Consider the following 25291-nt stretch of genomic DNA (forward strand, 5'->3'; position numbering starts at 1 on the left):
CGCTTCGTGGCCGGGCAGCCGCAGCTCACGCGCGACAACCTGCAGCAGATCGTGGCGGTGACCGCGCAGATCGGCGGCGGGCACGACCTGGGCTCGACCATTGCCGCGGTCAAGCAAACGCTGGCCAGGCCCGGGCTGATCCCGCCCGGGGTCAGCTACACCTTCGGGGGCGCCTACAAGCAGCAGCAGATGGCGGTGCGCGGCATGTTGAAGGTGTTTGCCGCGGCGGTGGTCGCCGAGATCATCCTGCTGCTGTTCCTGTACCGGCGGCTGCTGATTCCGCTGATCATCATGGGCACCTCGCTGGTGTCGACCGGGGCGGTGTTCGTGGGGCTGTGGGTCACCGGGGTGGAGCTCAACATCACGGCGATGATGGGCATGGTGATGATCATCGGCATCGCCACGGAGATGGCGATCTTCCTGGTCTCGGAGTACCAGCTGCTGCGCGAGGACGAGGGCCTGGGGCCGCGCCAGGCGCTGCGCGAGGCCGCGCTCAACCGGCTGCGCCCGATCGTGATGAGCACCCTGGCGATGATCCTGGCGCTGGTGCCGCTGGGCGCAGCCATCAGCGGCTCGGGCGACCAGATGCTGCAGCCCCTGGCCATCGCCATCATCGCCGGCGCCCTCGTGCAGTTGCCCCTCGTGCTGGTGGTCATGCCCGTGCTGATCGAGTTGACCACCCGGCGAGATCAGGCAGCGCGCGCGCAGTGAGTGCCATCGCCACGGGGAGCGCCTCCGGGCGCTGCCCGTGGCGAATGTCGTTCAGCCAACCCCCTGAGGGGCGCCTCTTCATTAATCCTGTCAACATGAGTGAAACTATGCCCAAAATTCTTCGCTGTGGTCTCTTCACCCTTTGCCTGGCCGTATTTGCCTCGGCATATGCCAATCAGCCGGCCAGACTCGTCGATCGCATCACGCTGCCCGGCTCGCCCCTGAAAAGCTTCGATATCGGCTTTGCCTCGCACGGTGTTTATGCCTTGGCCGACCGGTCGAACGCTTCGGTCGACCTGATCGATACGCATACCCGCCGTATCCTGGCTCAGGTCGGTGGGTTTGCTGGTGCCAAGCCAGGCGATCAAGGCGGCCCGAATGGCGTGACTATTGTCGATGGCCGCCAGATATGGGCGGGCGACGGCAATAGCAGCGTCAAGATCATCGATCTCAAGACCCGGCGCATCGTCGCCTCAGTCTCGACCGGCGGGCTCAAGCGTGTCGACGAACTCGGCTACGATCCGCGAGATCACTTGGTGATTGCCGCGAATAACGCTGATCAGCCGCCGTTCGTGACGCTGATCTCCTCTCGTGCGCCCTATGCGGTGGCGTCGCGCATTGAGTTACCGCGAGCGACGGACGGGCTGGAACAACCCGTTTGGGATCCTCGCAGCGGAATGATCTTCCTCGCCATCCCGGTACTCGACGGCGAGCCGGCCAAGGGTGGGATCGCCGTGATCGATCCGCGGCAGCACAAGCTCGTGGGCATGCACGAAGTGTCTCAGTGCATGCCAGGGGGATTGGCGGTTGGCCCCGCGAACCAACTGCTTGTCGGCTGCAGTGACGATGCGGTCAGTGCGGGTTTCCCGGCGCACTCGCTGTTGCTGGATGCCATTAGCGGCAAGATGATTCGGACGTTCCCGCAGGTCGGTGGGTCGGACGAGGTCTGGTACGACGGCCGGTCTGGACGCTATGCGCTGGCGGCAGTCGCCAACCCGGGCGGTCCGGTGCTCGGGATGATCGACGCACGGCATGAGCGCTGGCTGGGCAACGTGCCCAGCGGCAAGAGCGCGCATTCCGTGGCAAGTGTGGATGGCGCGGTCTTTGTTCCGGTTGGCGCTGGCGATAAAGCCTGTCCCAGAGGCTGCGTGAAAGTTTTTGATCGTTGACGCTGGGCGCTTGTAGAATGAGCCGACTCCCAGCTCGGCTTATTTCACGCGGCGTCAATTGAAAAATGCGACAAACGACACCCGCTTTCCCGACATCAGGTCTGGACCGCCCATGACAAGCGCCGCTCAAATGCCAACGGATGGTGGCGCATCCGTGCCCCCCACCGACCATGCCACGGGGATTTCCTCGGCCGAGGCGCAGCGCCGCCTTCAGGCATTTGGCCTGAACGCTATCGAGGAACGCCGTACGTCATTGTGGCGCCAACTGCTCGGCAAGCTCTGGGGGCCGGTGCCGTGGATGCTCGAAGCGGTGATCGTGTTGCAGGCACTGCTCGGCCGCGACCGCGAGGCGCTGGTTATTCTGTTTCTGCTCGCTTTTAATGCCACCGTGGCATTTGTCCAGGAACGGCGCGCGCAGGACGCGCTGGCATTGCTGCGCCGCCAGTTGCAGGTCAACGCGCGCGTGCTGCGCGATGGTCAGTGGCGGCGCATTGCCGCGGCGCAACTGGTTCCGGGCGACGTGGTGCATGTGCGCGCGGGCGATCTGGTGCCGGCCGATCTGCAGCTTTTCGATGGCACCGTCGCGCTCGATCAGTCGGCGCTGACCGGCGAGTCGCTCGCGGTCGACGCGGGCCCGGGCAAGCCCGCCTATACCGGCTCGATCGTGCGCCAGGGCGAGGCCACAGGCGAGGTCACCGCCACCGGTTCGCACACCTATTTTGGCCGGACTGCCGAACTGGTTCGCACCTCCAGCGCGCCGAGCCACATGCAGCGCACGATTTTTTCGATCGTCAAGCGGCTGGTTGCATTCGATCTGGTGCTGGTCGTATTGGTCATCGTCTACGCCGCGACGCACGGATTGCCGCTGGCCGACACGGCGGTGTTTGCATTGATGCTGCTGGTCGCCTCGGTGCCGGTGGCGTTGCCGGCGACCTACACGCTGGCGACAGCCGTTGCCAGCACGCGGCTGGCCCGGCAGGGCGTGCTCGTCACCCGGTTGCCCGCGGTGGAGGAGGCTGCCGCCATGGACACGCTGCTGTCGGACAAAACCGGCACGCTGACCAAAAATACGCTATCGGTCGCCGGCGTCAGGGCGTTGGGCGAGGTGAGCGAGACCGACGTTTTGCGCGCCGCGGCACTGGCCAGCGACGACGCATCGCAGGATCCGCTGGATTTGGCGATCCTCGCCGCTTATCGTGCCGGTACGCAGGCGGGCGCAGCACCCGCCCGTACCGACTTTCGGCCATTCGATCCGGCAACACGGCTCAGCGAAGGTGTCTACCTGGTCGACGGTGCGCCATGGCATGCGCTCAAAGGCGCGGCCGGCGCGATATTCGAGCAGTGCGGGGCCGATGCCGCGCAGCGCGAGGCGGCGCAGTTGGCCGAGCGCGCCCTGGCCGCCGGCGGCGCGCGCGTGCTGGCGATCGCCGCGGGGCCGGCCGGCGCGATCCGCCTGCTTGGCCTGATCGGTCTGGCCGATCCGCCGCGCGAAGATGCGGCGCAACTGATTGCGAAACTCGGCGGACTCGGTGTGCGCGTGAGCATGGCCACGGGTGATGCTTTGGAGACGGCGCGGGCCATCGGTCTGCGGCTGGGGCTCGGCACGCGCGTTTGCGCGCCGCGCGGCGAAGACTTGCTTCACCCGGAGAACTGCGACATCTTCGCTCGCGTATTGCCGGAGGACAAGCACGCGATCGTGCGCGCGCTGCAGCAGGCCGGGCACGTCGCCGGGATGACGGGCGACGGCGTGAACGACGCGCCGGCGCTGCGGCAGGCCGAGCTCGGCATTGCCGTGGCCAGCGCCACCGATGTCGCCAAGGCGGCCGCCGGCGTGGTATTGACGGATCCGGGCCTGGGCGGTGTTCTGACCGTGGTGGGCACGGGCCGCGAAGTGCATCGGCGCATGCTGACCTACATCCTCAACAAGATCGTCAAGACGCTCGAAATTGTCGTATTTCTCACGCTCGGGCTGTGGCTGACTGGTGGTTTCGTGATATCCGCGGGACTGATCGTGCTGCTGCTGTTCGCCAACGACTTCGTGACAATGACCATCGCGGTCGACCGGGTACGACCCGCGGCACGGCCGCAACGCTGGCGCGTCGGGCAGCTCGTCGGCGCGGCGGCTGTGCTCGCGGTCGTTTCCTTGATTTTCTCGCTGTCGCTGTATTTTTGGGCGCATGCGCGGTTAGGGCTCAGCGCCGGGCAGATGCAGACACTGGTGTTTCTGCTGCTGGTATTCACGACCCAGGCCAACGTCTATGTGCTGCGCAACGACGGACACCTCTGGTCGTTTGCCCCGAGCGCGGTCATGGCCCTGGCCAGCATGGCGGACGTCGTTCTTGTCAGCATTCTGGCCGCGACCGGCACGCTCATGGTGCCGGTGCCATGGCAACTGGTGGGCGCTTTGATCGGCATCGTCGCCGCATTCGCGCTCGTGCTCGATCAGGTCAAGCGCCTCGTATTCCATCGCTTTGAGCTAGGGTGAGCGCCGCGTCTCACGGTGCGCCGTCGGCGAGCGCCGTGAGGATCCTGTAGGCCGCGCTCACGCGCTCATCCATCGGGAAGTTTTTATTGGCCAGGATGACGATCCCCAAGCGCCTTTGCGGGATGAAGGCGATGTAGGCGCCGAAGCCGTTGGTCGAGCCGGTCTTGTTGATCCACGCATCGGCGCGCGGGGCTTGCGGCGGTGTGATCGGCGTCACCGGCGTGCCGTGCAGGATCATCGTCGCCGAATTGCCATCGAGCAGGGTTTGCAACGACACCGGATACGGATACTGCTCCCAGATCAGATCCTGCGTCATCGGCCCCGCCTTGAAGTAGCCGGTGTGCGTGGCCGAGATCGCGCGTTGGAGTTCTCCCTCCAGCGGGACCATCGCCATGTTGGCTTGCACGAAGCGCAGCATGTCGGCCGCAGTGCTTTTGATGCCGTATGCCTCGGCCGCCAGTACGCCGGGCGCCATGCGGATTGGCGTGTCGGCTTTCGTATAACCCTGTGCATAGTCGGCCATTTTGTCTTGCGGCAGGTCGATATAGGTGTGGGTCATGCCGAGTGCGGGAAGCAGGCGCTGTTGCATCTGCGTGATGAAGTCCTGCCCGAAGCGCCTGGCCGCGATCAGGCCGAGCGTGCCGATGCTGATGTTGGAGTAGGTGCGATAGGTGCCCGGCGCATGGCTGGGTCGCCATGCTTTGAGATACTGCATCAGTTGCGTGTTGTCGTGGATGCCGTCGGGCACCTGCAACGGTAGTCCGCCCGGCGTGTGCGTGCCCAGGTCAAGAAGGGGGATCTCGCCGAACGGGTGTCCCTGCAATGCCGGCAGATACTGACTCGTCTTGTCGGACAGCGACAGGCGGCCGCTGACCTGCGCATAGGACACTAGTGTGGCGGTGAGCGTTTTGCTCACCGACCCGAGTTCAAACAGTGTGTCGCCGGTAACCGGCTTGCCGGTGGCGCGCGAGGCCACGCCGTAGTTGAAAACGTAGGGCTTGCCGTCAGCAACGACCCCCACCGCCATACCGGCGATGCGGTTTTTTGTCATGATGGGCCGAACCACCGCGTCCACTGTCTGCCTGATTCCGGCAGGCGCCTCCGCGGCCGCATGGCTGGCGGACGAAGTGGCCATCAGGGTCATGAAAATCGTCGTCGCGAGACAGGCGGTCTTGTAGTTCATCGTTGGAAATTCCTCTGGATGGATGAGCGGGATGGCACAGACGGGCCGGGTGACTGACGGATATCGGAGGCGAGAAGAAGCGCCGGCGACAATATCTCACTTTTGAGAATCGCTGACAAACGAAAATACGGGTAGGATGCCGATATATATTTTTCTGCGGCGTTTTGAGCGCAGGCGGCCTGCCCTGGGCGATGCGGGTCGGCGCGAATCGCTAGCGATGCAGTGACGCTGTGCTTTGCTCGAATCGAAAGAAATATCGGGGCAGTTGACGGAATGCTATATTGCTAGCATACTAACATCCATGAGCGACGAAGATGTCAAGCAATTCAACGTGTACTTGCCGATCGGGCTGATCCGGCAGGTGAAGCATCACGCCATCGAGGCGGAACTGTCGCTCTCGGCACTGGTTGCCGAGGCGCTGCGCGCCTATCTCAGCGCTCAGGAAGAACAGGGACGTACATCCGGCAAGGAGAAGTGATATGGCAACTGAAGGCATCGAGGCGGTGTTTCTGACGACGCATAATTGGGGCAAGGCAGCCAGGTTCTTTCAGGCGCTTGGCTACGAACTGGCGTTCGAGACCGACCATCATTCCGGCCAGCTTCGCAATCGCGTGGGCCCTGAGGTTTTCATCGCGGAGGTGCCCGCGAGCGAGGTGCCGCAGATGCACCTCGTTCTCAAGGTGCCCGACGAAGCGGCTTGCCAAGTGAGTGGCAATGTCGATCAGCTTACGCCATTCCAGGATACGCATTGGGGAACCCGAGAGATGACCGTGCGCGATCCGGACGGTCGCATCTGGCGCCTTCAGGCGCCGGGCACGCAGTAATCGGGTGTCACCACGAATGCGCCATGGTTCGCGGGAGAGTTGCCTCGCGGCCGTTGGCGTGAGCGAGGTCTGAGTCATGACTGATCAATCGAACGCTGCACCCGATGCAACTGCCGCACGCGTAGCGCTGTGGCGCGCCCTGCATATGCAGGTTGATCCTCCGCCGCATGTGTTCTGCGACGATATCGGTCTGCAACTGTTGGCGCCCGATGCCGGCTGGCGCAGCCGTGGCGATATGGACCCGCAATTCACGCGCCCGTTCAGAGCGTCGATCGTCGCGCGGGCTCGCTTTATCGAGGGGTTGGTGGCCGAGCAGGCGGGGCGCGGCGTCGATCAGTACGTGATTCTCGGCGCGGGCCTGGACAGCTTTGCCCAGCGTCGCCCGGAGATTGCCTCTGGCCTGACGGTGTTCGAAATCGATCGACCCGGCCCGCAGGCTTGGAAGCGCCAACGCCTGATCGAGCTTGGCCTTGGCGTTCCAGCGTGGTTGCGCTTTGTGCCGGTCGATTTCGAGGCGGGGCAAGGCTGGCGCGATCACCTCATCGCTGCCGGCTTCGACGCTGGCAAGCCGGCCATCGTGGTCTCGACCGGCGTGAGCATGTATCTCACCCTGCAAGCGAATGCGGCCACGCTGCATCAAGTGGCGGAGTTCGCGCCGGGTTCCACGCTTGCCATGACATTTCTGCTCCCGCTTCATCTGGCCGGCCCCGAGGTGCGCCCGGGGCTGGAAATGGCCGAGCGGGGCGCACGCGCCAGCGGCACGCCGTTCCTGAGTTTCTTCACGCCGCAGAAAATTCTGGCGACAGCACGCGAGGCCGGGTTTGGACAGGCGCGGCACGTGAGTGCGGCCGAGCTGGCCCGACGCTATTTTGCAGGCAGGGCCGACGGCCTGCGCCCGCCGGACAATGCAGAAGAGTTGCTGGTGGCGAGCACCTAGCGCGATCGCCCAAGCCCGGTTTCAGTGGGGGATTGGCCGCGGGAAATCGTCGTCCTCGCATCCGCACTCGGCTTCGCGTGCAATGATGCGATGCAGTTGCCGGAAGCGCTCGTGCACTGGTGTCTGAAAGAGCGGATCGGCGCTTGGCGTCGGACCGCCGCGTACGATGGCGTCCCAGTCGTCGGCGTCGAGGCGGGCCAGTGCCATCGGGAAGAGCGTCAGTTCTTCCATGGCGATATTGTGGCGCAGGCGCTCGCCATAAAGGCGCAGTTGAAACTCGACCCATTCGGCCGATGAGTTCTCCTCGCGGATCAACGATTCAAGCGCCTGCAGCAACTGGTGTCCCTCGCGCACCAGCGTCGCATGTTGCGCCTCGATTTCGCGCCCGAGCGCCACGGGCAGCGCGCGTTTCTTCAGCAGACTCTCGACGATGCGATCTTCCAGCGTGTGGTGATTGACGTCCGGAAAACGCGTCAGGTAGTAGGTTGCGTCGACCAGCAGGGCTGTGCTGGCCGGTGATGCGCCCTGGATGGCGATAGCCTGATCATCGAACAGGCGGATCAGCCGCTCCAGGTTGCCATGCTCGGCGCGCAGCGTGTCAACGATGTTCGTCACGATGAGCCTCCTGCGAGGCCGCACGTCGGTTCATCTCGTCGATGGCCAGCGCCGAGTGCGCGTAGGCCGCGCCGGCTCTCATCTCGGCGGCGACCCAGATCGCCTCCATGATTTCCTGCTGCGTGGCGCCTTGCTTGAGGGCGCCGGCGGTGTGGCCGCGAATGCAGTAAGGGCACTGCGTGACGTGTGCTACGGCAACGGCGATCAGTTCCTTGGTTTTCGCCGGCAGCGCGCCGTCGGCAAAGACCGCACGGTTGAATGCCATGAAAGCGGCAAGCGCATCCGGGGCCATTTCGCGGCGCTGGGTTGCCATCCTGGGAGTCCATTGCGGGTACATCGAATCGTCCATTATTGACCTCGTATGAAAGCGGCCCGAGTCTGCGGGCCAATGTCTGTGATGACCGGCTCGGCGGGCCGGCGTCAGCGATCGTGCGGCAAATAGATCGTCACGAGTACCGATGTGTCGTCGATCGCCTCGAGCCAATGCGCATGGCCCGGCTCGACGAACAGTAGATCGCCGGCTTGCATGGTATGCGTGGCTGCCTGCGTGGAGAACTTCAGGCGGCCCTCCAGACACTGCACCGTGATCTCGCCCGGCACCCGGTGTTCGGGGATGTGCCTGCCGGCCGGCAGCATCAAGCGGATCACTTCAAGGCGCTCGGAGCGCACCAGCGTGACGGATTTGGCGTCCCTGAGCGCGGGGCCAAGCGGGCGGATGTCGATCAGTTCTCCGAAGGCTGCGCGCGGCGTGGCCATGGCGGTTCTGGTTCCTGGATAAGAGTCGATTCAAACGATCCGGCGTGTCAGCATGGTCTTGATCAGGCCGATCGCCTGCGCGGGGTTCAGGCCCTTGGGACAGACGTCGGTGCAATTCAGGATCGTGCGGCAGCGGAACACGCGATAGGGATCTTCAAGATTGTCGAGCCGGGCGCTGGTGCCCTCGTCGCGCGAGTCGACCAGGAATCGGTAGGCCTGCAGAAGCCCTGCGGGGCCGACGTATTTGTCCGGGTTCCACCAGTACGACGGACAAGCGCTCGAACAGCAGGCGCACAGAATGCATTCGTAAAGGCCATCGAGTTGATCGCGCTCCTGCGGCGATTGCGGGCGTTCGCGTTCGGGCGGCGGCGTATCGTTGATCAGATACGGCATGACCGAATGGTATTGCTTGAAGAAGCCCGTCATGTCGACGATCAGATCGCGCACCACCGGCAGGCCGGGCAGTGGGCGCAACACCGTATGCTGCGGCAAATCGAGCAGGTTCGTGACGCAGGCCAGGCCGTTCTTGCCGTTGATGTTCATCGCGTCGGAGCCGCATACGCCCTCGCGGCACGAGCGCCGGAAGCTCAGTGACGGATCGAGCGCCTTCAGCCGCATCAACGTATCGAGCAACATGCGCTCGCCTGGCGCGGGCTCGAGTTCGAACTTCTGCATGTGAGGGCCCACGTCCTGGTCAGGATCGTAGCGGTAGATCTCGAACGTTCTGGATTGACTCACGATGTTGCCTCGCTGCGTCCTGCGTCGGCGTGCTCGGGCGACGCTTACCTGCCTCCGCGGGGTGCGTGGCTGGCGCGACGCCGCACGGCGGCGAACTTTGGATTAAATGTATCACGGCATGATATTAATGGGTAGTCTGTCGAGACTTCGTCGGCTTGATCGGGATCAAGGATTGGCGAAAGTTTCTGTCGCGTTTGTTCGATGCCGGGTTTTTGCGTGGCAACGGGGAGCGGCGTCTTTGACGCGGGCCTGTTAGGTTTTTTGTCTTGCCGCTATTGAATAAACCAATTTCCTCCCGGAGTTGATAACTATTATTATTTGGCAACAGTGCCCGGCCATCCCGTCCAGCCGAGCAGCCGTGTGAAAACGATCCAAGGAGAAAGCTTATGTCGACTGAAATGAAGTGTCCGTTCAACCACACCGCTGGCAGCGGCACATCAAACAGAGACTGGTGGCCCAACCAGCTGAACCTGAAAATCCTGCACCAACACTCGTCTCTGTCCGATCCAATGGATCGCGATTTCAATTACGCCGAGGAATTCAAGCGTCTCGATCTGGCAGCAGTCAAGAGAGATCTGCTGGCGGTGATGACCGACTCGAAAGATTGGTGGCCAGCCGATTTCGGCCATTACGGGCCGTTTTTCATTCGCATGGCCTGGCACAGCGCCGGCACGTATCGCACTGGCGACGGCCGCGGCGGCGCAGGCGCCGGACAGCAACGCTTCGCACCCCTGAACAGCTGGCCTGACAACGTCAATCTCGATAAGGCGCGCCGTCTGATTTGGCCGGTCAAGCAAAAGTACGGCCGCAAGATATCCTGGGCAGATTTGATTATTCTGGCCGGCAATGTCGCGCTGGAGTCGATGGGCTTCAAGACTTTCGGTTTTGGCGGCGGGCGCCAGGATGTGTGGGAACCGGAGGAGGACGTCTATTGGGGCGCCGAAAACAAGTGGCTCGATGACAAGCGCTACAGTGGTGACCGCGACCTCGAAAATCCGCTCGCGGCGGTACAGATGGGGCTGATTTACGTCAACCCCGAAGGGCCGAACGGCAAGCCGGACCCGCTTGCGGCGGCACGCGACATTCGCGAGACTTTTGCGCGCATGGCGATGGACGACGAAGAGACGGTGGCGCTCATCGCCGGCGGCCATACCTTCGGCAAAACCCACGGCGCCGGCGACGCATCGCTGGTGGGCCCGGAACCTGAAGCGGCGGGCCTCGAGGAGCAGGGGCTGGGCTGGAAGAGCCGCTTCGGCACCGGCAAGGGCGCCGACGCGATTGGTAGCGGCCTGGAAGTAACTTGGACCTCGACGCCGACCCAATGGAGCAACAACTTCTTCTGGAACCTGTTCGGTTACGAATGGGAGCTGACCAAGAGTCCGGCCGGCGCGCATCAGTGGACGCCGAAAGGCGGCGCCGGCGCCGGTACCGTGCCGGCCGCGCACGATCCGTCCAAGCGGATCGCACCGGCCATGCTGACCACCGATCTGGCGCTGCGCTTCGATCCGGCTTACGAAAAGATCTCGCGACGGTTTTATGAGAATCCTGATCAGTTCGCCGACGCATTCGCTCGCGCGTGGTTCAAGCTCACGCATCGTGACATGGGGCCGCGCGCCCGCTATCTGGGTCCGGAAGTGCCGAGCGAGGAACTGCTCTGGCAAGATCCGGTTCCGGCCGTCGATCATCCGTTGATCGACGAGAGGGATATTGCCGCGCTAAAAACCAAGGTGCTCGCGACCGACCTGTCGGTGCCGCAACTGGTGTCGACCGCCTGGGCGTCGGCATCGACTTTCCGCGGGTCCGACAAGCGTGGCGGCGCCAATGGCGCGCGCATTCGTCTGGCGCCGCAAAGGGACTGGGAGGTGAATCAGCCGGCGCAATTGAAGGTTGTGCTCGATACGCTCGAGGGCATTCAGCGCGAATTCAACGGCGCGCATCCGGGCGGCAAGCAGGTTTCGCTGGCCGATCTGATCGTGCTGGCCGGTTGCGCGGGTGTGGAGCAGGCGGCGAAAAACGCCGGGCACGATATTACGGTGCCGTTCACGCCGGGCCGTATGGACGCCTCGCAAGCGCAAACCGATGTCGCCTCGTTTGCGGTGCTTGAGCCGATTGCCGACGGTTTTCGCAATTACGTCAAGGGCAAGTACACGGTTCCTGCCGAGGCGTTGCTGGTCGACAAGGCGCAGCTGCTCACGCTGAGCGCGCCGGAAATGACCGTGCTGGTGGGCGGCATGCGAGTGCTGAATACCAACGTTGGCCAGACCCGGCATGGCGTCTTCACGCATCGACCCGAGGCATTGACCAACGACTTCTTCGTCAACCTGCTCGATATGGGTACCGAGTGGAAGCCGACGTCCGCAGCCAGCGACGTGTTCGAAGGGCGCGACCGCGCCACCGGCCAGCCCAGGTGGACCGGCACGCGCGTCGATCTTGTCTTCGGCTCGAACTCGCAACTGCGCGCGCTGGCCGAAGTCTATGGTAGCGCCGATGCCCAGGAAAAGTTCATACGTGACTTCGTCGCCGCCTGGAACAAGGTGATGAACCTCGATCGTTTCGATCTGGTGTGATCGTCGAGACGACAGGGCGCTGAGCACCAGGCGTCAAAACAAAACGGCCGAGCGCGGGTCGGCCGTTTTGTTTGTCCTCGGCGCACGGCGGCGCTCGCTCAGGGGCGCGTTATTTTGGCAGGCGCTTCAACACACCGGCGAGTGCTGTACCGGGCGCTACCGTGTTGTATACGGTGCCGAATTTTTTTACGTTGTCGTGCAGTAGCGCAAGCCGTCGATCCGGTTCATCCGAATCCACCAGAATTTCGTATTCGATCGATGCCATGATCGGCGGAACGTCCCGCCGCACGCCATGCAAATGCACCTGCACGCCCCGCAGTTCGAATTTCAGTATCGGTGTGACGCGTTCGATGCCTTTGATCATGCAGGCTGCCAGCGCTGCCAGCAGCAGTTCCGCCGGATTGAAGGCGTCCATTCGGCCAGCCAGATCAGTGTCAAGACGGATTTCGGCTTGTTTGCAATGGACGACGCTGCCATGGGCATCGACTCGCTGCGCGGATACGGAGAAGGTCAAGGCTGTTTTCGGTTCGTTGTTCATGATTCCCCGGTCCGTGAGTCATGCCAGTTCGAGTGCTTTATCCATTGACGGGAGCCGGCTCGGTGCCGGGCACCAGGAACACGGGTTGTTCATCAGCGGGCTTTTGTGCGAGTTCCTCACCGCTTAGGCGCGCATAAACCTCGATCAGCGTGCCGTCAGGGTCTTTGAGCCACAATTCATGCAGCGGCGTGCCCTTCCAGGTGGTGCGCGGCGGCTTCGCGATCGATGCGCCAAACGCCAACGCATGGTGATACGCGTCGATCACCGCCTGGCGATCGGCCATGCCGATGCCCAGGTGATAGAGCGTATCGTGATGCAGCGCAAGGCCGTCGGAGACCATCAAGACAAAGTTGAGCTGCAGGTCGGCGCGGATGAACGTCGCGTAACGATGCGTCCATTCCTTTGGCCACGTGTTGAGCAGCCAGGCGTAGAAGCGCACGCTGGCAGGCAGGTCGTTGACACGAATGCTGCCGTGAAATTCCTGCGCTGGAGGACCCTCGGGCACAGCCAGCAGGCTGGCGAGCACGGCAATGCGGGCGCGTATCTGGTCGCGCACGACCCGAAGGCGCGCGAGGATTTCCCCGGCGTCGAGTGCGCCCGCATCGACGAGCGGATCGGCCACGGCCCAGTGCAGGCGCTTGGCCTTGGGCTGCAGCCCCGGGTAGTTCCGGTCGACCCCCAGCGTGATCAGCACGTCAATCGTTGCCGCGTCGATGATTTGCGCCGGCTCGTCGTGCTGCGATCCGATGTCGATGCCGATTTCGGCCATCGCGGCGCTCGCAAGCGGATCGACCGGCTGAGGTCGAGACTCGCCGACGATCACTTGCGCGTGAGCGCCAAGGAGTTGCCGTGCCAGTGCCTCGGCCATCCGGCCGCATGTGACATTGGCACTCGATAAAAACAAGATGCGAACCATGACGGACACCCTCGTTATAAACCACGGTGCTTAACCGTTGGTTTGAAAAATGAGCCGCGGCGGCACACCTGCCTATGCCGTTGCGCCAAACAGCAGGCCGACGCCGGCAGTGATCGCCATTGCCAGCGCACCCCAGAAGGTCACCCGCCACATGCCTTTGAGAATGCCGGCGCCTCCCGTATAAGCGGCCAATGCCCCTAGCGCGGCCAGAAAAACCAGCGATGCGATGCCAACAGTCCACGCTAGCCAGTGGGCGCCGGATACGAGGGCGACCAGTAATGGCAGGAGTGCGCCGACGGTAAACGCCAGCGCCGAGGAGAAGGCTGCCTGCAGCGGCCGGGCGCTGACCGTTTCGGAGATGCCAAGCTCGTCGCGGGCATGGCTGCCCAGGGCGTCGGCTGCCATGAGCTGGGTGGCGACCTGCTCGGCCAGCGTCTGCTCGACGCCGCGCTGCACATAGATTGCCGCCAGTTCGGCATGCTCACGTTCGGCGTCGGTCGCCAGTTCGACCCGCTCGCGGGCGAGGTCAGCCTGTTCGGTATCGGCTTGCGAGCTGACCGAGACGTATTCGCCGGCCGCCATCGACATGGCACCGGCAACCAGGCCGGCGACACCGGCAATCATCACGGCGCCATGCGTGCCGTTCGCCGAAGCCACGCCGATGATCAGGCTGGCGGTCGAGACGATGCCGTCGTTCGCGCCCAGTACGGCGGCACGCAGCCAGCCGATGTGGTGCGTGCGGTGGCGCTCTGCCAGGTAATGGTCTGTTCTCATCATTGCGAAATTCAAGAGAGTTGATCTGTCTTCATCTTGGGGGCTAACGGTCGCGCGCCGCTCACAGGGGAATCACATCGCCCTTGGCCGGCACATGAACCTCCGTGTCTTTCAATTGTGCCGCGAAGCTTTGCATGACCTGTTCGTCGCCATGCACGAGAACGGTCCGCTTGGGGCGCAAGGCGCGGTGCCAGGCCAGCAGTTCGTCGCGGTCCGCATGCGCGGAAAAGCCGTTGATGGTGTAGAGCCTCGCTCGCACCGGGACGTTGTCGCCGAACAGGGTCACCTGCCTGGCGCCGTCTATCAGCATGCGTGCCAGCGTGCCGCGTGCGGCATAGCCGACAAAGATGATGCTTGAGTCTTCGCGCCAGAGATTGTGACGCAAATGATGGCGCACGCGCCCCCCGGTGCACATGCCGGAGCCGGCCATGATCACGGCCCCGCCGACCAGGCGGTTGAGCGCCATCGACTCGTCGGTCTGCCGCGTGAAGCGCAGTGCCGGCAGCTTGAACGGATCCTTGCCATCCTCGAACATGGCGTGGTCTTTCGGTGAAAAGCATTCGGTATGGCGGCGGAATATTTCGGTTGCCGAAATCGCCATCGGCGAGTCCAGAAAGACCGGCAACGAGCGGTGCAGCCGCCCCTTTTCGATGCCCTCGCGCAGGTAATAGAGGATTTCCTGGGCGCGCTCCATCGCGAAAGTCGGAATGATGACGTTGCCGCCGCGCGCCAGGGTGTCGGTGATGGCCGTATAGAGCTCCTCGATCGACGGGGCCAGCGCTTTGTGCAACCGGTCGCCGTAGGTCGTTTCCATGACCACCGTATCGGCCGGCGGCGGGATTTGCGGATTGCGCAGGATCGCCCGGCCGCTGTAACCGAGATCACCCGAGAAAATGATCGAGCCTCGCGGCGCCTGCGTTTGCTCGACGCGAATGCTGGCCGAGCCGAGAATGTGGCCGGCATCGTAAAAAGTGGCGCTCAGATGCGGTGCCAGGACCACCGGCTCGCCATAGACGGCCGTGCGGCCGAATCGATCGAGCGCATTGAGCGCTTCAAGCGTGTCGTAGAGGGGCCTGCGCTGTGCTTCGCCACGTCGCGTTGCATGGCGCGCATGTCGTTCGGCGTCTTCTTCATGCAGGCGGGCGGCGTCGAGCATGACCAGTCGTGCCAGCTCGCGCGTGGCGGCCGTGGTGATGATCTCGCCGGTGAAGCCGCGCTTGACCAGCAACGGAATACGCCCGCAGTGGTCGAGATGGGCGTGCGTGAGCAGCAGCACGTCGATCGATTTGGGATCGAAGCCGAACGCCTCGGCGTTTTCATCGTCGAGGTCTCGGCCGCCCTGATACATGCCGCAATCGATCAGCACTCGCTTGCCCTGTGCCTCGAGCAGGTGGCAGGAACCGGTGACCTCGCGGTCTGCGCCGTGAAACGATATCTTCATGGTTCTCTCGCTGGTGGATCTGCGGGGGCGTCGAGCAGTGCGCTGCCATTTTGACGATGCCAGGCGAGGATACCCTGCCAGGCTTCCTCGGCCGACTCGGCGTACCAGAACAGCTCGCGATCTTCTTCATCGATGCTGCCGGTCTCGACCAGGAAGTCGACATTGAAAACCTTTTTCCAATAGGCCTGGCCGATCAGCACGATTGGAATGGGCGCGCTCTTGCGGGTCTGGATCAGCGTCAGCGCGCAGAACAGTTCGTCCAGCGTGCCATAGCCGCCCGGCAAGGCCACCAGCGCGGCAGCGCGCTTGACGAAATGCAGCTTGCGCATGGCGAAGTAGTGAAACTGCATGCACAGGCCGGGCGTGATGTAGGGGTTGGGGTACTGTTCGCGCGGGAGCCTGATGTTCAGGCCGATGCTGGGCGCGCCGGCGTCGAATGCGCCGCGGTTGACCGCTTCCATGGCGCCCGGTCCGCCACCGGTGAGGACCGCCAGCCGCGGATTGCCGGCCTTGCCTACCAGTTGCCCCAGCTGGTGACCGACCTTGTAGTAAGGGGAGAGGGCCAGGCGATGCTCGGCCAGGCGCAACGCGCGCGCGCATGCCGCATCGTCGGGACGGGCCGCCATGGCGCTGCGCGCCGCATCGAGTTCGCGGCGCGCTGTGTCGGGCTCGCGCAGGCGCGTGCTGCCGAATACAACGATAGTGCGCTCGATGCCATGGGCCGCCAGCACCAGTTCTGCCTTGAGATAGTCGAGCTGGATGCGCGCGCCGCGCACCGCATCGGTATGCAGGAAGGCGACGTCGCTGTCGGCCTCCAGGTACGACGGGTCCTGCATGATCGCGCGCAGCCGTTCATCGACTTCGGCCTCTTCCACGCGGGACTTGGGTTGTTCCCACGGCAACGGCGTGCGGCGCTCGGTGCGTTGCACGGGCGGCGGGATGGCGGACTTCCTGGCGCTCAATGTTAGTCTCCTGTGCTCGGCATGGCCCCGGGCGAGGGCGCCTGCGCACACCTGTAACTTGCTCGGGGGCTGGCTTTATGCGCGTGAAAGCGGGTGGATAAAGCGAGCGAATGCCGTCATGGTTTCAATCTTGCGTTTTTTTTTGCCAGGCCAGTTTGACTTTTGTCATCGGCGCAATCTATGGCAGTGAGTTGGGCGCAACGGCATGCACGGCTGGCGCAGATGGCGCCATGCGGCCGTCCAGCATCGTTACGACCTCGTCGACCAGCGTCGACAGACCGCCCAGTCGGTGAGTAATGAGCAGCACGCTGCGGCCCGCCATGGCCTTGGCAAGCGCTTCGTAGAGTTCGGCGGCGGTGCCGGCGTCGAGTCCCTCGGTTGGTTCGTCGAGAATCAGGATCGGCGCGTCGGCCAGCAGCGCGCGTGCGATGGCGATGCGCCTGGCTTCGCCGCCCGAGACGCGCGCGCCGTTCTCGCCGACCCAAGTGTCCAGGCCCTGCGGCAGGCGGGCCACGTAGTCTTCCAATTGCGCCTGCCTGATGACCTGACGGAGCTGCTCGTCAGTGGCCTCGGGCCGCGCCAGGCGCAGGTTGTCGCGCAGGCTGGCATCGAACAGGTAGGGGGATTGATCGACGACCGCGATACGGGCGCGCACGTCGTCGCCGCGCCATGTCTGGAGCGAGGCGCCGCCCAGCGTGATCGTTCCTTCATAGGGATACAGGCGCAACAAGGCGCCGGCCAGACTGCTTTTGCCGCTACCCGACGGGCCGACCAGGCCCAGGCGGCGACCGTGCGGCAAGTCGAGATCGACACCGTCCAGCACCCACGGACCCTGCGGGTCGTAGCGCAGGCGCAACTGGCGAATCACCAGGTCGTTGCTCGCCGCGGTGGGTGACGGCGACTGCGGCTCGATCACGGCGGGCTGGGTATCGGCCAGGGAGAAAACGCGGCGCGCGCAGGCCAGCGTGGCGCTCAATTGCGCCCAGGCTTCCGGCAGCGGCGCGATGGTCTCGAACGTCGCCATCGCGAGCAACACCAGCATGGTCAGATCGGCGGGCGGCAGGGCGGCCCGCCGCAATGCGGCCAGACCGACGGCGAGCGCGAATACCACCGCGAGTTGTGTCATCAGCGTGACGCCCGCGCCGCCAATGGCCTGGAGCCGATCGATTCGGCGTTGAGCCTGCTGAAGTTGCCCGGCCGTCGCGGCAATCCGTTCGGCATGAGCGGATTCGGCGCCGTAAAGGGCCAGTTCGGCGCGTCCACGCACGCCGTCGGCCGCTAGCATGCGCAGGCGCTCCGAGCAAGCGATCGCGCTCGCGCCGGGCGCGGCAGCGCGGCTGATCGTCCAGCGCGGCAGCAGCATGCCGCCGATGGCGATGAGCGCGGCCAGCAGCAACCCGAGCGGGGGCAGATAGCAGAAGACCGTGGCCAGCACCACCACGCTGACCGCCGCCGCAACGGCCATCGGCAGGAGCGCGCCGAGATAAGCGTGCTCCAGTGCGTCGACGTCGGCGCGCAGGCGCGAGAACAGTTCGGCGCTGTGCATGCCGCCCAGGCGCGCGGGCGCGAGCGGCACCAGGCGCTCGAATAGCCAAACACGCAGGCGTGCCAGCAGGCGCAAGGTCGCTTCGTGCGTCACCAGCCGCTCGCCGTAACGACCGCCGGTGCGCAGGATGGCGAACAGGCGAATCAGGGCGGCCGGGGTGTAGTAGTTGATCGCCGCGCCGCTCGCGCCCGCCAATGCCATGCTGGTAATGAAATGCCCGGAGACGGCCAGCAGGCCGATGCCGGAGAGCGTGCTGATCAGCGCCATTGCGGCTCCGGCAGCGAGCCACCGGCGATCCGAAGCGCGCAGCAACGCGAGCAATCTGCGAAAGAGGGCGACGGTGCCGGCCGCGTCGGAAGCGTGCGGTTTCATGCGGCCAGATCCGCTCGCAGCAAATCCGCGAAGATGCCGTTGGCGGCGCGTAATGCAGCCACCGTGCCTTGCTCGGCGATTCGGCCATCCGCCAGGACGGCGACCTGTTCGCCATCGGCGAGCGTCGCCAGCCGATGCGCCACGCGCACGACCGTGCGGCCTTCGCACAGCGACGCCAGTGCTGCGTCGACGTCGGCCGACAAAGCGCTGTCGAGGTGTTGCGTGGGCTCGTCCAGCAACAGTAGCGGCGCGTCGCGCAGCCAGGCGCGGGCCAGTGCCAGACGCTGGCATTCGCCGCCGGACAATCCGAGTCCACGCTCGCCCAGCGGCGTTTCCAGTCCCTGCGGCAACCGGGCGATGACCGGCGCGAGCGCCGCGGCGTGGATGGCACGGCGCAACTGGAGCTGGTCGGCGTTCGGCGCCGCTATGAGCAGGTTCTCGCGCAGCGTGCCGTGGAACACGTGGGGGCGTTGCGGTACCCAGGCAATGTGTTGGCGCCACGAGCTCAGCTCCAGGCTGGACAGGTTTTGGCCATTGACGAGGATGTGTCCGGTCACGGGCTCCATGAAACCCATCAGCAGCGCCAGCAGCGTGCTTTTGCCGCCTCCGCTGGCACCGACGACGGTGAGGGTGGCGCCGGCCGCAACGGTTAGATCGAGATCGCGCAATACGCAGCGATCGGGCGCGTAGCCGAAGCCGAGGCCTTCGCATGCGATCGACACGCGAGATGCCTGGAAAGCCACCGGTGCCGGGGCGGCCGCCGTGCCGGCGGGTCGGTCGCTGTTCGTCGCGGCGCTTGCCGCCAGCAGGCCGACCAGGTCCTCGGCGGCGGCGGCCGCTTCCATGCGCTGGTGCCGCCGCACGCCGAGCTGGCGCAACGGCAGGAAGAATTCCGGCGCCAACAGCAAAATGAACAAGCCCGGCTCGAAGGCCAGCCGGCCCCACATCAGGCGGAAGCCGATCAGCACGGCCAGCACGGCGATACTGACGGTGGCGAAGAATTCGAGCACCAGGGCCGACAGGAACGCGATGCGCAGCACCGCCATGGTCTCGCGCCGGTAGGCTTCGCCGGTGCTCGCCAGCAATGCCTGTTCGCGCGCGGCGGCGCGGTAAAGACGCAGCGTGGTGAGTCCCGACAGGGCGTCCATGAAGCGCGCGCCCATGCGCCTGAGGCGCATCCAGCGCTGCTCGCTGGCATGCTCGGCGGCTTGTCCGACCAGGACCATGAACACGGGAACCAACGGGGCGGTTATCGCCAGCACCAGCGCAGACCAAGGGTCTGCGGGCAGAACCGCCAGGAGAATGATGGCGGGAACGACAACCGCGAAGGCCATCTGCGGCAGGTAACCCGCATAGTAGGGGATCAGGGCATCGAGGCCGTCGACCAGGCGCGTGGCCAGATCGCCGCTCGATTGTTGCGCGGCCCAGCGCGGGCCCAGTTGGCGTATCCGCGCCTCCAGGGCCTGGCGCACTACGGTACTGACTCGGGCGCTGGCCTCGAAAGTCATGCGCCGTTGCCAAAGCGTGAGCGCGAAACGGAGTATGGCAAGCGCCGGGAGTGCCGCGAGGGCGGGCCAGGCTTGCGCCAGACCGCGGCCGTGGAAAATCGCTGCGGCCAGCACGTGGGCGACCAGCCATGCGCCCACGCACATCAGCACGGCCTGCAATGCGCCGGCCACGATGCCGGCGGCGAGCAGGCGGCGCACGGGGCGCGCCTGCTCGCGCAGCCAGCCGGTTACCGAGGCCTTCACCCGGGGCGTCCCGTCTTAGCGCGCGGGGCGGTGTTGCTGGCGGTTGGCGGCCTCGGCTTCGGCCTTGCGGTTGGCGACTTCTTCCTGGGTGTCGAGCAGGGCCCCGCCGGCGGCGGCGACCAGCACGATCATGGCGGTACCGACCAACCAGGCGAAATACCATGCGCCGAGGTTGCCGAGCAAAATGGCGATGACGATGACCATAAAGGCGATTGCCATGAAGAGAATGAATTGCAGCGTCGTTTTCATGATGATTCTCAGTAGGCGTGTTCGTCAGCTTCGACATCGGCTGCGCTGACCTTGCCGCGCATCACGTAGAAGGCCCAGCTCGTGTACCACAGGATCAGCGGCACGAAAAAGACGGCAAAGCCGACCATCCATGTCAGTGTCAGTTTGCTTGAGCTGGCATTCCATACCGTCAGGCTTTGCGCGGGTACGCTGCTCGAAGGCAGCAGGAACGGGAACAGCGCCACGCCTGCCGTGCCGATCACGCCGAGCCAGGCGATCGCGCCCAGCCACCATGCCAGGTGCGAGCGGCGCGCGCCGGCGGCCAGCCACCCCAGCAGCATGCCGGCAAAGCCGAGTGCCGGAACGATCCAGAGTATCGGGTACGTTTGGAAGTTGCCGAACCATGCGCCCGCGGCCGGCACGACGGTTTGCTGCAGCGGTGTTTGCGCGACGCCGGCGCCCGGCCCGGCGCTCAGGCTATAGCCGGTCATGCCGTGCACCCACAAGCCGCCGATGGCAAACAGCGCGATGGCGACCAGCGCCGCAATACGGGCCAATTGACGGGCGCGGTCGTACATGACGTCGGTCGCACCGTTCATAACGGTCGCCGCACCCATGAAGATCGAGAGCGACGCCGACAGCAGGCCGCACAGGATCGCGAGCGGATTGAGCAGGCCCAGGAACGAGCCGGTGTAGGTCGAGGTCAGGTTCCAGCTGAAGTGGAACGGCACGCCCTGAAACAGATTGCCGAACGCGGCGCCGAACACGACCATCGGCACCAGGCCGCTGATGAACAGCGACCAGTCCCAGACATTGCGCCAGCGCGCCGACGGCAGCTTGCTGCGATATTCGAAGCCGAGCGGGCGTACGATCATGCTCCATAGCAGCAACAGCATGACCACGTAGAACCCCGAGAAGGCGGTCGCGTAGATCAGCGGGAATGCGGCGAATACCGCCCCGCCGCCAAGAATGAACCAAACCTGGTTGCCGTCCCAGTGCGGGCCGATGATATTGAGCGCAACGCGGCGTTCGGTGTCGCTGCGGCCGACATAGCGCAGGATCGTGCCGACGCCCATGTCCATGCCGACCATCACGGCCAGCCCGATCAGCAGCACGCCGAGCAGCAGCCACCAGACAAATTGAAGTGCAGCGTAGAGTTCCATGGTTCAAGCCTCCGTGCCGGCCATACGCCCGGCTTGCCATTGTTTATCCGAGGGGTTCGCGTCAGGGTGGCTATCGGGGCCTTGGCGTATCGCGCGCACCATCAGATACATTTCGACGACGATGAATATCGTGTAAAGGCTGACGAAACCGACCAGCGAGAAGATCATGTAGCCGACGCTGTGAGTCGATGCCGACATCCAGGTGGGCAGCACGCCGTATACCGTCCATGGCTGTCTCCCCAATTCGGCCACGACCCAGCCGGCCTCGTTGGCCAGGAAGGGCACCGGGATCATCACCACCGCGAGCTTGAGGAACCAGCGCTTGCGTTCGACGCGGTTACGCATCGTGTAGATCACTGCCAGGACGAAATAGGCCAGCATGAACAGGCCCAGCGCGACCATCACGCGGAACGACCAGAAGATCGGTGCGACCTGCGGTATCGCATCGCGCGCCGCGGTGGCGATCTGCGCATCCGTGGCCTGCGTCACATCGGGCGCGTAGCGTTGCACCAGGAAACCGTAGCCGAGGTCCTTTTCATGCGCGTTGAATTGCGCCAGCGCGCCGGCGTTGTGCGGATCGGCGGCCAGGCGTTGCAGCGCGGCGACTGCCGGAATGCCGTTGTGAATGCGGGCAACCGCTTCTTTCTCGAGTTCTTCGATGCTGGGTACGGTGCCGGTCAGCGAGTGAGTGACCAGCAGCGACAGCACGTAGGGTACCTGGACTTCACCCCGGTTGGTCTGGTCCCGCTGAGACGGAAAGGCGATCAGGTTGAAGGGCATCGGCGCCGGCTGGGTTTTCCAGAGGCCCTCCATGGCCGCCAGCTTGGTCGGCTGGGCCTGGCCGCCGATGAAGCCCAGCGCGTCGCCCAGCGTGATGACGCCGGCCGTGGCGAGCACGCCAAACAGCACCGCCATGCGAAACGAGCGTCTGGCCAGATCGACATGGCGCTGCTTGAGCAGGTACCAGGCGCTGATGCCGGCCACGAACATCGCCGCCGTGACGTATCCTGCGATGCTGGTATGGACGAACTTGGCCTGGGCATCCGGGCTGAAGATCAGGTCGGTGAAGCTGCTCAGTTCCATGCGCATGGTAGTCGGGTTGAAACTCGCGCCATGCGGCGTTTGCATGAAGCTGTTGGCGATCAGGATCCACAGCGCCGACAGATTCGAGCCTAGCGCCACCAGATAGGTCACCGCCAGGTGCTGGCCGCGCTTGAGGCGATCCCACCCGAAGGCCATCAGGCCGACGAAGGTGGATTCCATGAAGAAGGCCATCAAGCCTTCGATCGCCAGTGGCGCGCCGAAAATGTCGCCGACGAAACTCGAGTAGAACGACCAGTTGGTGCCGAACTCGAACTCCATGGTAAGACCCGTGGCCACGCCCAGCGCAAAATTGATCAGGAACAACTTGCTCCAGAACTGAGTGATGCGCTTGTAGATCTCTTTGCCGGTGGTGACGTAGACTGTCTCCATGGCCGCCAGCATGAAGGACATGCCGAGCGTGAGCGGGACGAACAGGTAGTGATAAAGCGCCGTGAGCGCGAACTGCAATCGTGACAGATCAACTACGTTGATGTCGTGCATGGTGATGACGTCCTAACGGAAGATAAGTCAAATCCTAAATGTTTCCGAGCATTATTTGTGCTCTGCTTTTCGCCGGATTGACGAAAATCAAGCTGCCGACACATTCCGCCTACCGCCACCGTGTGGCATAACGCCGCAGGTCGAGTCTCCACGTTATGAGATGCTATCCATACCCTCTGCGGGTGTAAAGGGATTCGGGGCGGTGCTACGGAAAAAGGATCGATCCCGGCTGTCTGCACAGGTGTGCGGGCACCAGACATATCGCATTCCTATGCGTTTGTGTCGCTACGACCGGCATCCGTGCAGTTGCGTCTAATGAAATGCAAGTGGCGGTCGGTGGAGCCCGCCGGAGATTTCGGATGACATCCGGTGCGCAGCGATACGGCGGTGGTCAAAACATTTACTGTTGAGGAGCGATGGCGTGGGCAGCGGGTTTGCGAGGATGTTGGCCTGCCGGCCGCCGCCAAACGCGGCGCGGGATCTTCCGTCGGCCTATGCCGGATCGCCGCCCTGGCCGATCGCATCGAGCTCGGCCAATAGCGTTTCGCTCAGGCGCCATTGCGCCGCCCTCAGGTTCTCGCGCAAATGCGCGAGCGACGACGTGCCGGGGATCAACAAAATGTTGGGCGCGCGATGCAGAAGCCAGGCAAGCGCCAGTTGCATTGGCGTGGCGCCCACCGACTGGGCGAGCCGTGACAACACCGATGATTGAATCGGCGTGAAGCCGCCTAACGGGAAGAACGGCACATAGGCGATGCCCTGCCTGGCAAGGGAGTCGACCAGAGCGTCGTCGGCGCGATGCACCAGATTGTAATGGTTCTGTACGCAGACGATTTCCGTGATGCGCTGTGCCTCGGCGACTTGCGCGGCGGTGACGTTGCTCAGGCCGATGTGCCGGATGAGCCCTTGCCGCTGGAGTTCTGCCAGGGCGGTGATCTGCCTTTCAATCGACCCCTCGGTCGGGGCGTGGACGTTAATCATGATGCGCATGTTGACGACGTCGAGCGTGTCGAGGCCGAGGTTGCGCAGGTTGTCGTGCACGCCGCGCTTGATGTCCGCCGGCTCGGCCGCCGGCAGCCACGCGCCGTCGCTGCCGCGCACCGCACCGACTCTGGTGACGATGACCAGATCGTCCGGGTAGGGGTGGAGCGCCTCGCGGATGATTTGGTTGGTGACGTGCGGCCCGTAAAAGTCGCTGGTATCGATATGGTTGACGCCCAGCGCGAGCGCTTCACGCAGCACGGCGATGGCCGCGGCGCGATCCTTGGGCGGGCCGAACACGCCGGGTCCGGCCAGTTGCATGGCGCCATAGCCCAGGCGGCGCACCGGGCGGCCGGCCAGGGAAAACGGGTGTTCGGAATTGAGTTGCGGCATGACGTGCTCCTGGGTGAATGTAGAGCGTCAGTATGGCGGCGTTGATTTGTTAAATAAATAAGTCTAAATTCCACGGGTTGTTTAAAAATATGAACAATAGACATGGAATTGAATGATCTCGCGGCCTTTGTCTCGGTTGCCCGCGCCGGCGGCTTTCGCGATGCCGCACGCATCGCCGGTGTTTCCGCATCGAGCCTGAGCATTGCCGTGCGTCGCCTTGAAGCCAAACTCGGCCTGCGGCTGCTCAATCGAACCACGCGCAGCGTCGCGCCGACCGAGGTGGGGCAGCGCCTGCTCGATAAGCTAACGCCATTGTTCGGCGAGATCGAAGCGGCGCTCGACGTGCTGAACGTATTTCGCGACAAGCCGACCGGCACGCTCAGGCTCAATGTGCCTGCGAGTGCCGCGCGCACCCTACTGCCAGGCATCGTTACCGCATTCCTGAAAGCGTATCCGGGGATTCGCGTGGAAGTTCTGGTGGAGGATGGTTTCGTCGATGTGCTGTCGGTCGGTTGCGATGCCGGCATTCGCTACGACGAGCGGCTCGAACAGGATATGATCGCGGTCCCGATCGGCCCGCGTGTGGAGCGCTTCGCCACTGCCGCCGCGCCGGACTACCTCGACGCGCACGGGCGGCCGGAGCATCCGCATGAACTA

General features: G+C 64.3%; 24 protein-coding genes. 8 read left to right on the forward strand and 16 right to left on the reverse strand.

The features are described from left to right. From EPN80_RS10765 to EPN80_RS10775, 3 genes are all read left to right on the forward strand, one after another. Positions 1–711: efflux RND transporter permease subunit (locus EPN80_RS10765; protein WP_293026601.1), on the forward strand; the 711-nt coding region annotated here is incomplete at its 5' end. Between the two features lie 44 nt (positions 712–755). After that, positions 756–1880, forward strand: a complete 1125-nt coding sequence (locus EPN80_RS10770) for a cytochrome C nitrite reductase (protein WP_293026603.1) — start codon at positions 756–758, stop codon at positions 1878–1880. A gap of 130 nt (positions 1881–2010) precedes the next feature. Beyond that, positions 2011–4365 (forward strand): plasma-membrane proton-efflux P-type ATPase, encoded by a 2355-nt coding sequence (locus EPN80_RS10775; protein WP_293026640.1) that lies wholly within the window; start codon positions 2011–2013, stop codon positions 4363–4365. 10 nt (positions 4366–4375) lie between these two features. On the opposite strand, the gene ampC is transcribed toward EPN80_RS10775, so the two are convergent. Further along, entirely contained in the window at positions 4376–5548 is a 1173-nt protein-coding gene (gene ampC, locus EPN80_RS10780) for a class C beta-lactamase (protein WP_293026604.1), read from the reverse strand. Positions 5549–5849: 301 nt separating this feature from the next. Between ampC and EPN80_RS10785 the strand changes: the two genes are divergently transcribed. From EPN80_RS10785 to EPN80_RS10795, 3 genes are all read left to right on the forward strand, one after another. Next, positions 5850–6026 carry a CopG family transcriptional regulator gene (locus EPN80_RS10785; RefSeq protein WP_293026605.1) on the forward strand — a complete coding sequence of 59 codons (177 nt, stop codon included), beginning with the start codon at positions 5850–5852 and terminating at the stop codon, positions 6024–6026. Position 6027: 1 nt separating this feature from the next. Then, positions 6028–6372, forward strand: coding sequence for a VOC family protein (locus EPN80_RS10790; RefSeq protein WP_293026606.1), 345 nt, complete (start codon positions 6028–6030; stop codon positions 6370–6372). A gap of 76 nt (positions 6373–6448) precedes the next feature. Then, on the forward strand, positions 6449–7309 hold the full coding sequence (locus EPN80_RS10795) for a class I SAM-dependent methyltransferase (protein ID WP_293026607.1): 861 nt from the start codon (positions 6449–6451) through the stop codon (positions 7307–7309). Positions 7310–7330: 21 nt separating this feature from the next. Here the strand turns inward: EPN80_RS10795 and EPN80_RS10800 are convergent, their stop codons facing one another. The 4 genes from EPN80_RS10800 to EPN80_RS10815 all read right to left on the reverse strand — a co-directional run bounded on the left by EPN80_RS10800 (position 7331) and on the right by EPN80_RS10815 (position 9418). Then, positions 7331–7924: a hemerythrin domain-containing protein gene (locus EPN80_RS10800; RefSeq protein ID WP_293026608.1), complete on the reverse strand. Its 594-nt coding sequence runs from the start codon at positions 7922–7924 to the stop codon at positions 7331–7333. Continuing rightward, the gene (locus tag EPN80_RS10805) at positions 7908–8273 is read right to left on the reverse strand and encodes a carboxymuconolactone decarboxylase family protein (protein WP_293026610.1); all 366 of its coding nucleotides are present in this window, start codon (positions 8271–8273) and stop codon (positions 7908–7910) included. The genes EPN80_RS10800 and EPN80_RS10805 overlap by 17 nt, the downstream gene beginning before the upstream one ends. A 71-nt stretch (positions 8274–8344) precedes the next feature. Then, positions 8345–8680, reverse strand: a complete 336-nt coding sequence (locus tag EPN80_RS10810; protein ID WP_293026612.1) for a cupin domain-containing protein — start codon at positions 8678–8680, stop codon at positions 8345–8347. Positions 8681–8710: 30 nt separating this feature from the next. Continuing rightward, a complete protein-coding gene (locus EPN80_RS10815; RefSeq protein WP_293026614.1) occupies positions 8711–9418 on the reverse strand; it encodes a succinate dehydrogenase iron-sulfur subunit in 708 nt (235 codons plus the stop codon). Positions 9419–9804: 386 nt separating this feature from the next. Here EPN80_RS10815 and katG point away from each other — a divergent pair, with 386 nt between their 5' ends. Further along, positions 9805–11985: a catalase/peroxidase HPI gene (gene katG / locus EPN80_RS10820; RefSeq protein WP_293026616.1), complete on the forward strand. Its 2181-nt coding sequence runs from the start codon at positions 9805–9807 to the stop codon at positions 11983–11985. Between the two features lie 109 nt (positions 11986–12094). On the opposite strand, the gene EPN80_RS10825 is transcribed toward katG, so the two are convergent. The 11 genes from EPN80_RS10825 to EPN80_RS10875 all read right to left on the reverse strand — a co-directional run bounded on the left by EPN80_RS10825 (position 12095) and on the right by EPN80_RS10875 (position 24634). Continuing rightward, entirely contained in the window at positions 12095–12523 is a 429-nt protein-coding gene (locus tag EPN80_RS10825) for an OsmC family protein (protein ID WP_293026618.1), read from the reverse strand. Positions 12524–12560: 37 nt separating this feature from the next. After that, entirely contained in the window at positions 12561–13439 is an 879-nt protein-coding gene (locus EPN80_RS10830; RefSeq protein WP_293026620.1) for a VOC family protein, read from the reverse strand. A 72-nt stretch (positions 13440–13511) separates the two neighbouring features. After that, the gene (locus EPN80_RS10835) at positions 13512–14213 is read right to left on the reverse strand and encodes a VIT family protein (protein ID WP_293026642.1); all 702 of its coding nucleotides are present in this window, start codon (positions 14211–14213) and stop codon (positions 13512–13514) included. A gap of 61 nt (positions 14214–14274) precedes the next feature. Next, positions 14275–15654, reverse strand: coding sequence for an MBL fold metallo-hydrolase (locus EPN80_RS10840; RefSeq protein ID WP_293026622.1), 1380 nt, complete (start codon positions 15652–15654; stop codon positions 14275–14277). Beyond that, positions 15651–16616 carry an LOG family protein gene (locus tag EPN80_RS10845; RefSeq protein WP_293026624.1) on the reverse strand — a complete coding sequence of 322 codons (966 nt, stop codon included), beginning with the start codon at positions 16614–16616 and terminating at the stop codon, positions 15651–15653. The genes EPN80_RS10840 and EPN80_RS10845 overlap by 4 nt, the downstream gene beginning before the upstream one ends. A 178-nt stretch (positions 16617–16794) precedes the next feature. Further along, complete coding sequence (gene cydC / locus EPN80_RS10850; protein ID WP_293026626.1) at positions 16795–18534, reverse strand: thiol reductant ABC exporter subunit CydC; 1740 nt, start codon at positions 18532–18534, stop codon at positions 16795–16797. Beyond that, positions 18531–20285, reverse strand: a complete 1755-nt coding sequence (cydD, locus tag EPN80_RS10855) for a thiol reductant ABC exporter subunit CydD (protein WP_293026628.1) — start codon at positions 20283–20285, stop codon at positions 18531–18533. The genes cydC and cydD overlap by 4 nt, the downstream gene beginning before the upstream one ends. 15 nt (positions 20286–20300) lie before the next feature. Next, positions 20301–20534 carry a hypothetical protein gene (locus EPN80_RS10860; protein WP_293026630.1) on the reverse strand — a complete coding sequence of 78 codons (234 nt, stop codon included), beginning with the start codon at positions 20532–20534 and terminating at the stop codon, positions 20301–20303. An 8-nt stretch (positions 20535–20542) separates the two neighbouring features. Continuing rightward, positions 20543–21676, reverse strand: coding sequence for a cytochrome d ubiquinol oxidase subunit II (cydB, locus tag EPN80_RS10865; protein WP_293026632.1), 1134 nt, complete (start codon positions 21674–21676; stop codon positions 20543–20545). Between the two features lie 3 nt (positions 21677–21679). Further along, positions 21680–23260, reverse strand: coding sequence for a cytochrome ubiquinol oxidase subunit I (locus EPN80_RS10870; RefSeq protein WP_293026634.1), 1581 nt, complete (start codon positions 23258–23260; stop codon positions 21680–21682). A gap of 492 nt (positions 23261–23752) precedes the next feature. Next, positions 23753–24634, reverse strand: coding sequence for an aldo/keto reductase family oxidoreductase (locus tag EPN80_RS10875; RefSeq protein ID WP_293026636.1), 882 nt, complete (start codon positions 24632–24634; stop codon positions 23753–23755). Positions 24635–24736: 102 nt separating this feature from the next. Here EPN80_RS10875 and EPN80_RS10880 point away from each other — a divergent pair. Further along, the coding region (locus EPN80_RS10880) for a LysR family transcriptional regulator (RefSeq protein WP_293026638.1) at positions 24737–25291 on the forward strand (555 nt) is incomplete at its 3' end.

Origin of the sequence: Pandoraea sp. (assembly GCF_004297875.1) — a bacterium.
Taxonomy (GTDB): Bacteria; Pseudomonadota; Gammaproteobacteria; order Burkholderiales; family Burkholderiaceae; genus Pandoraea.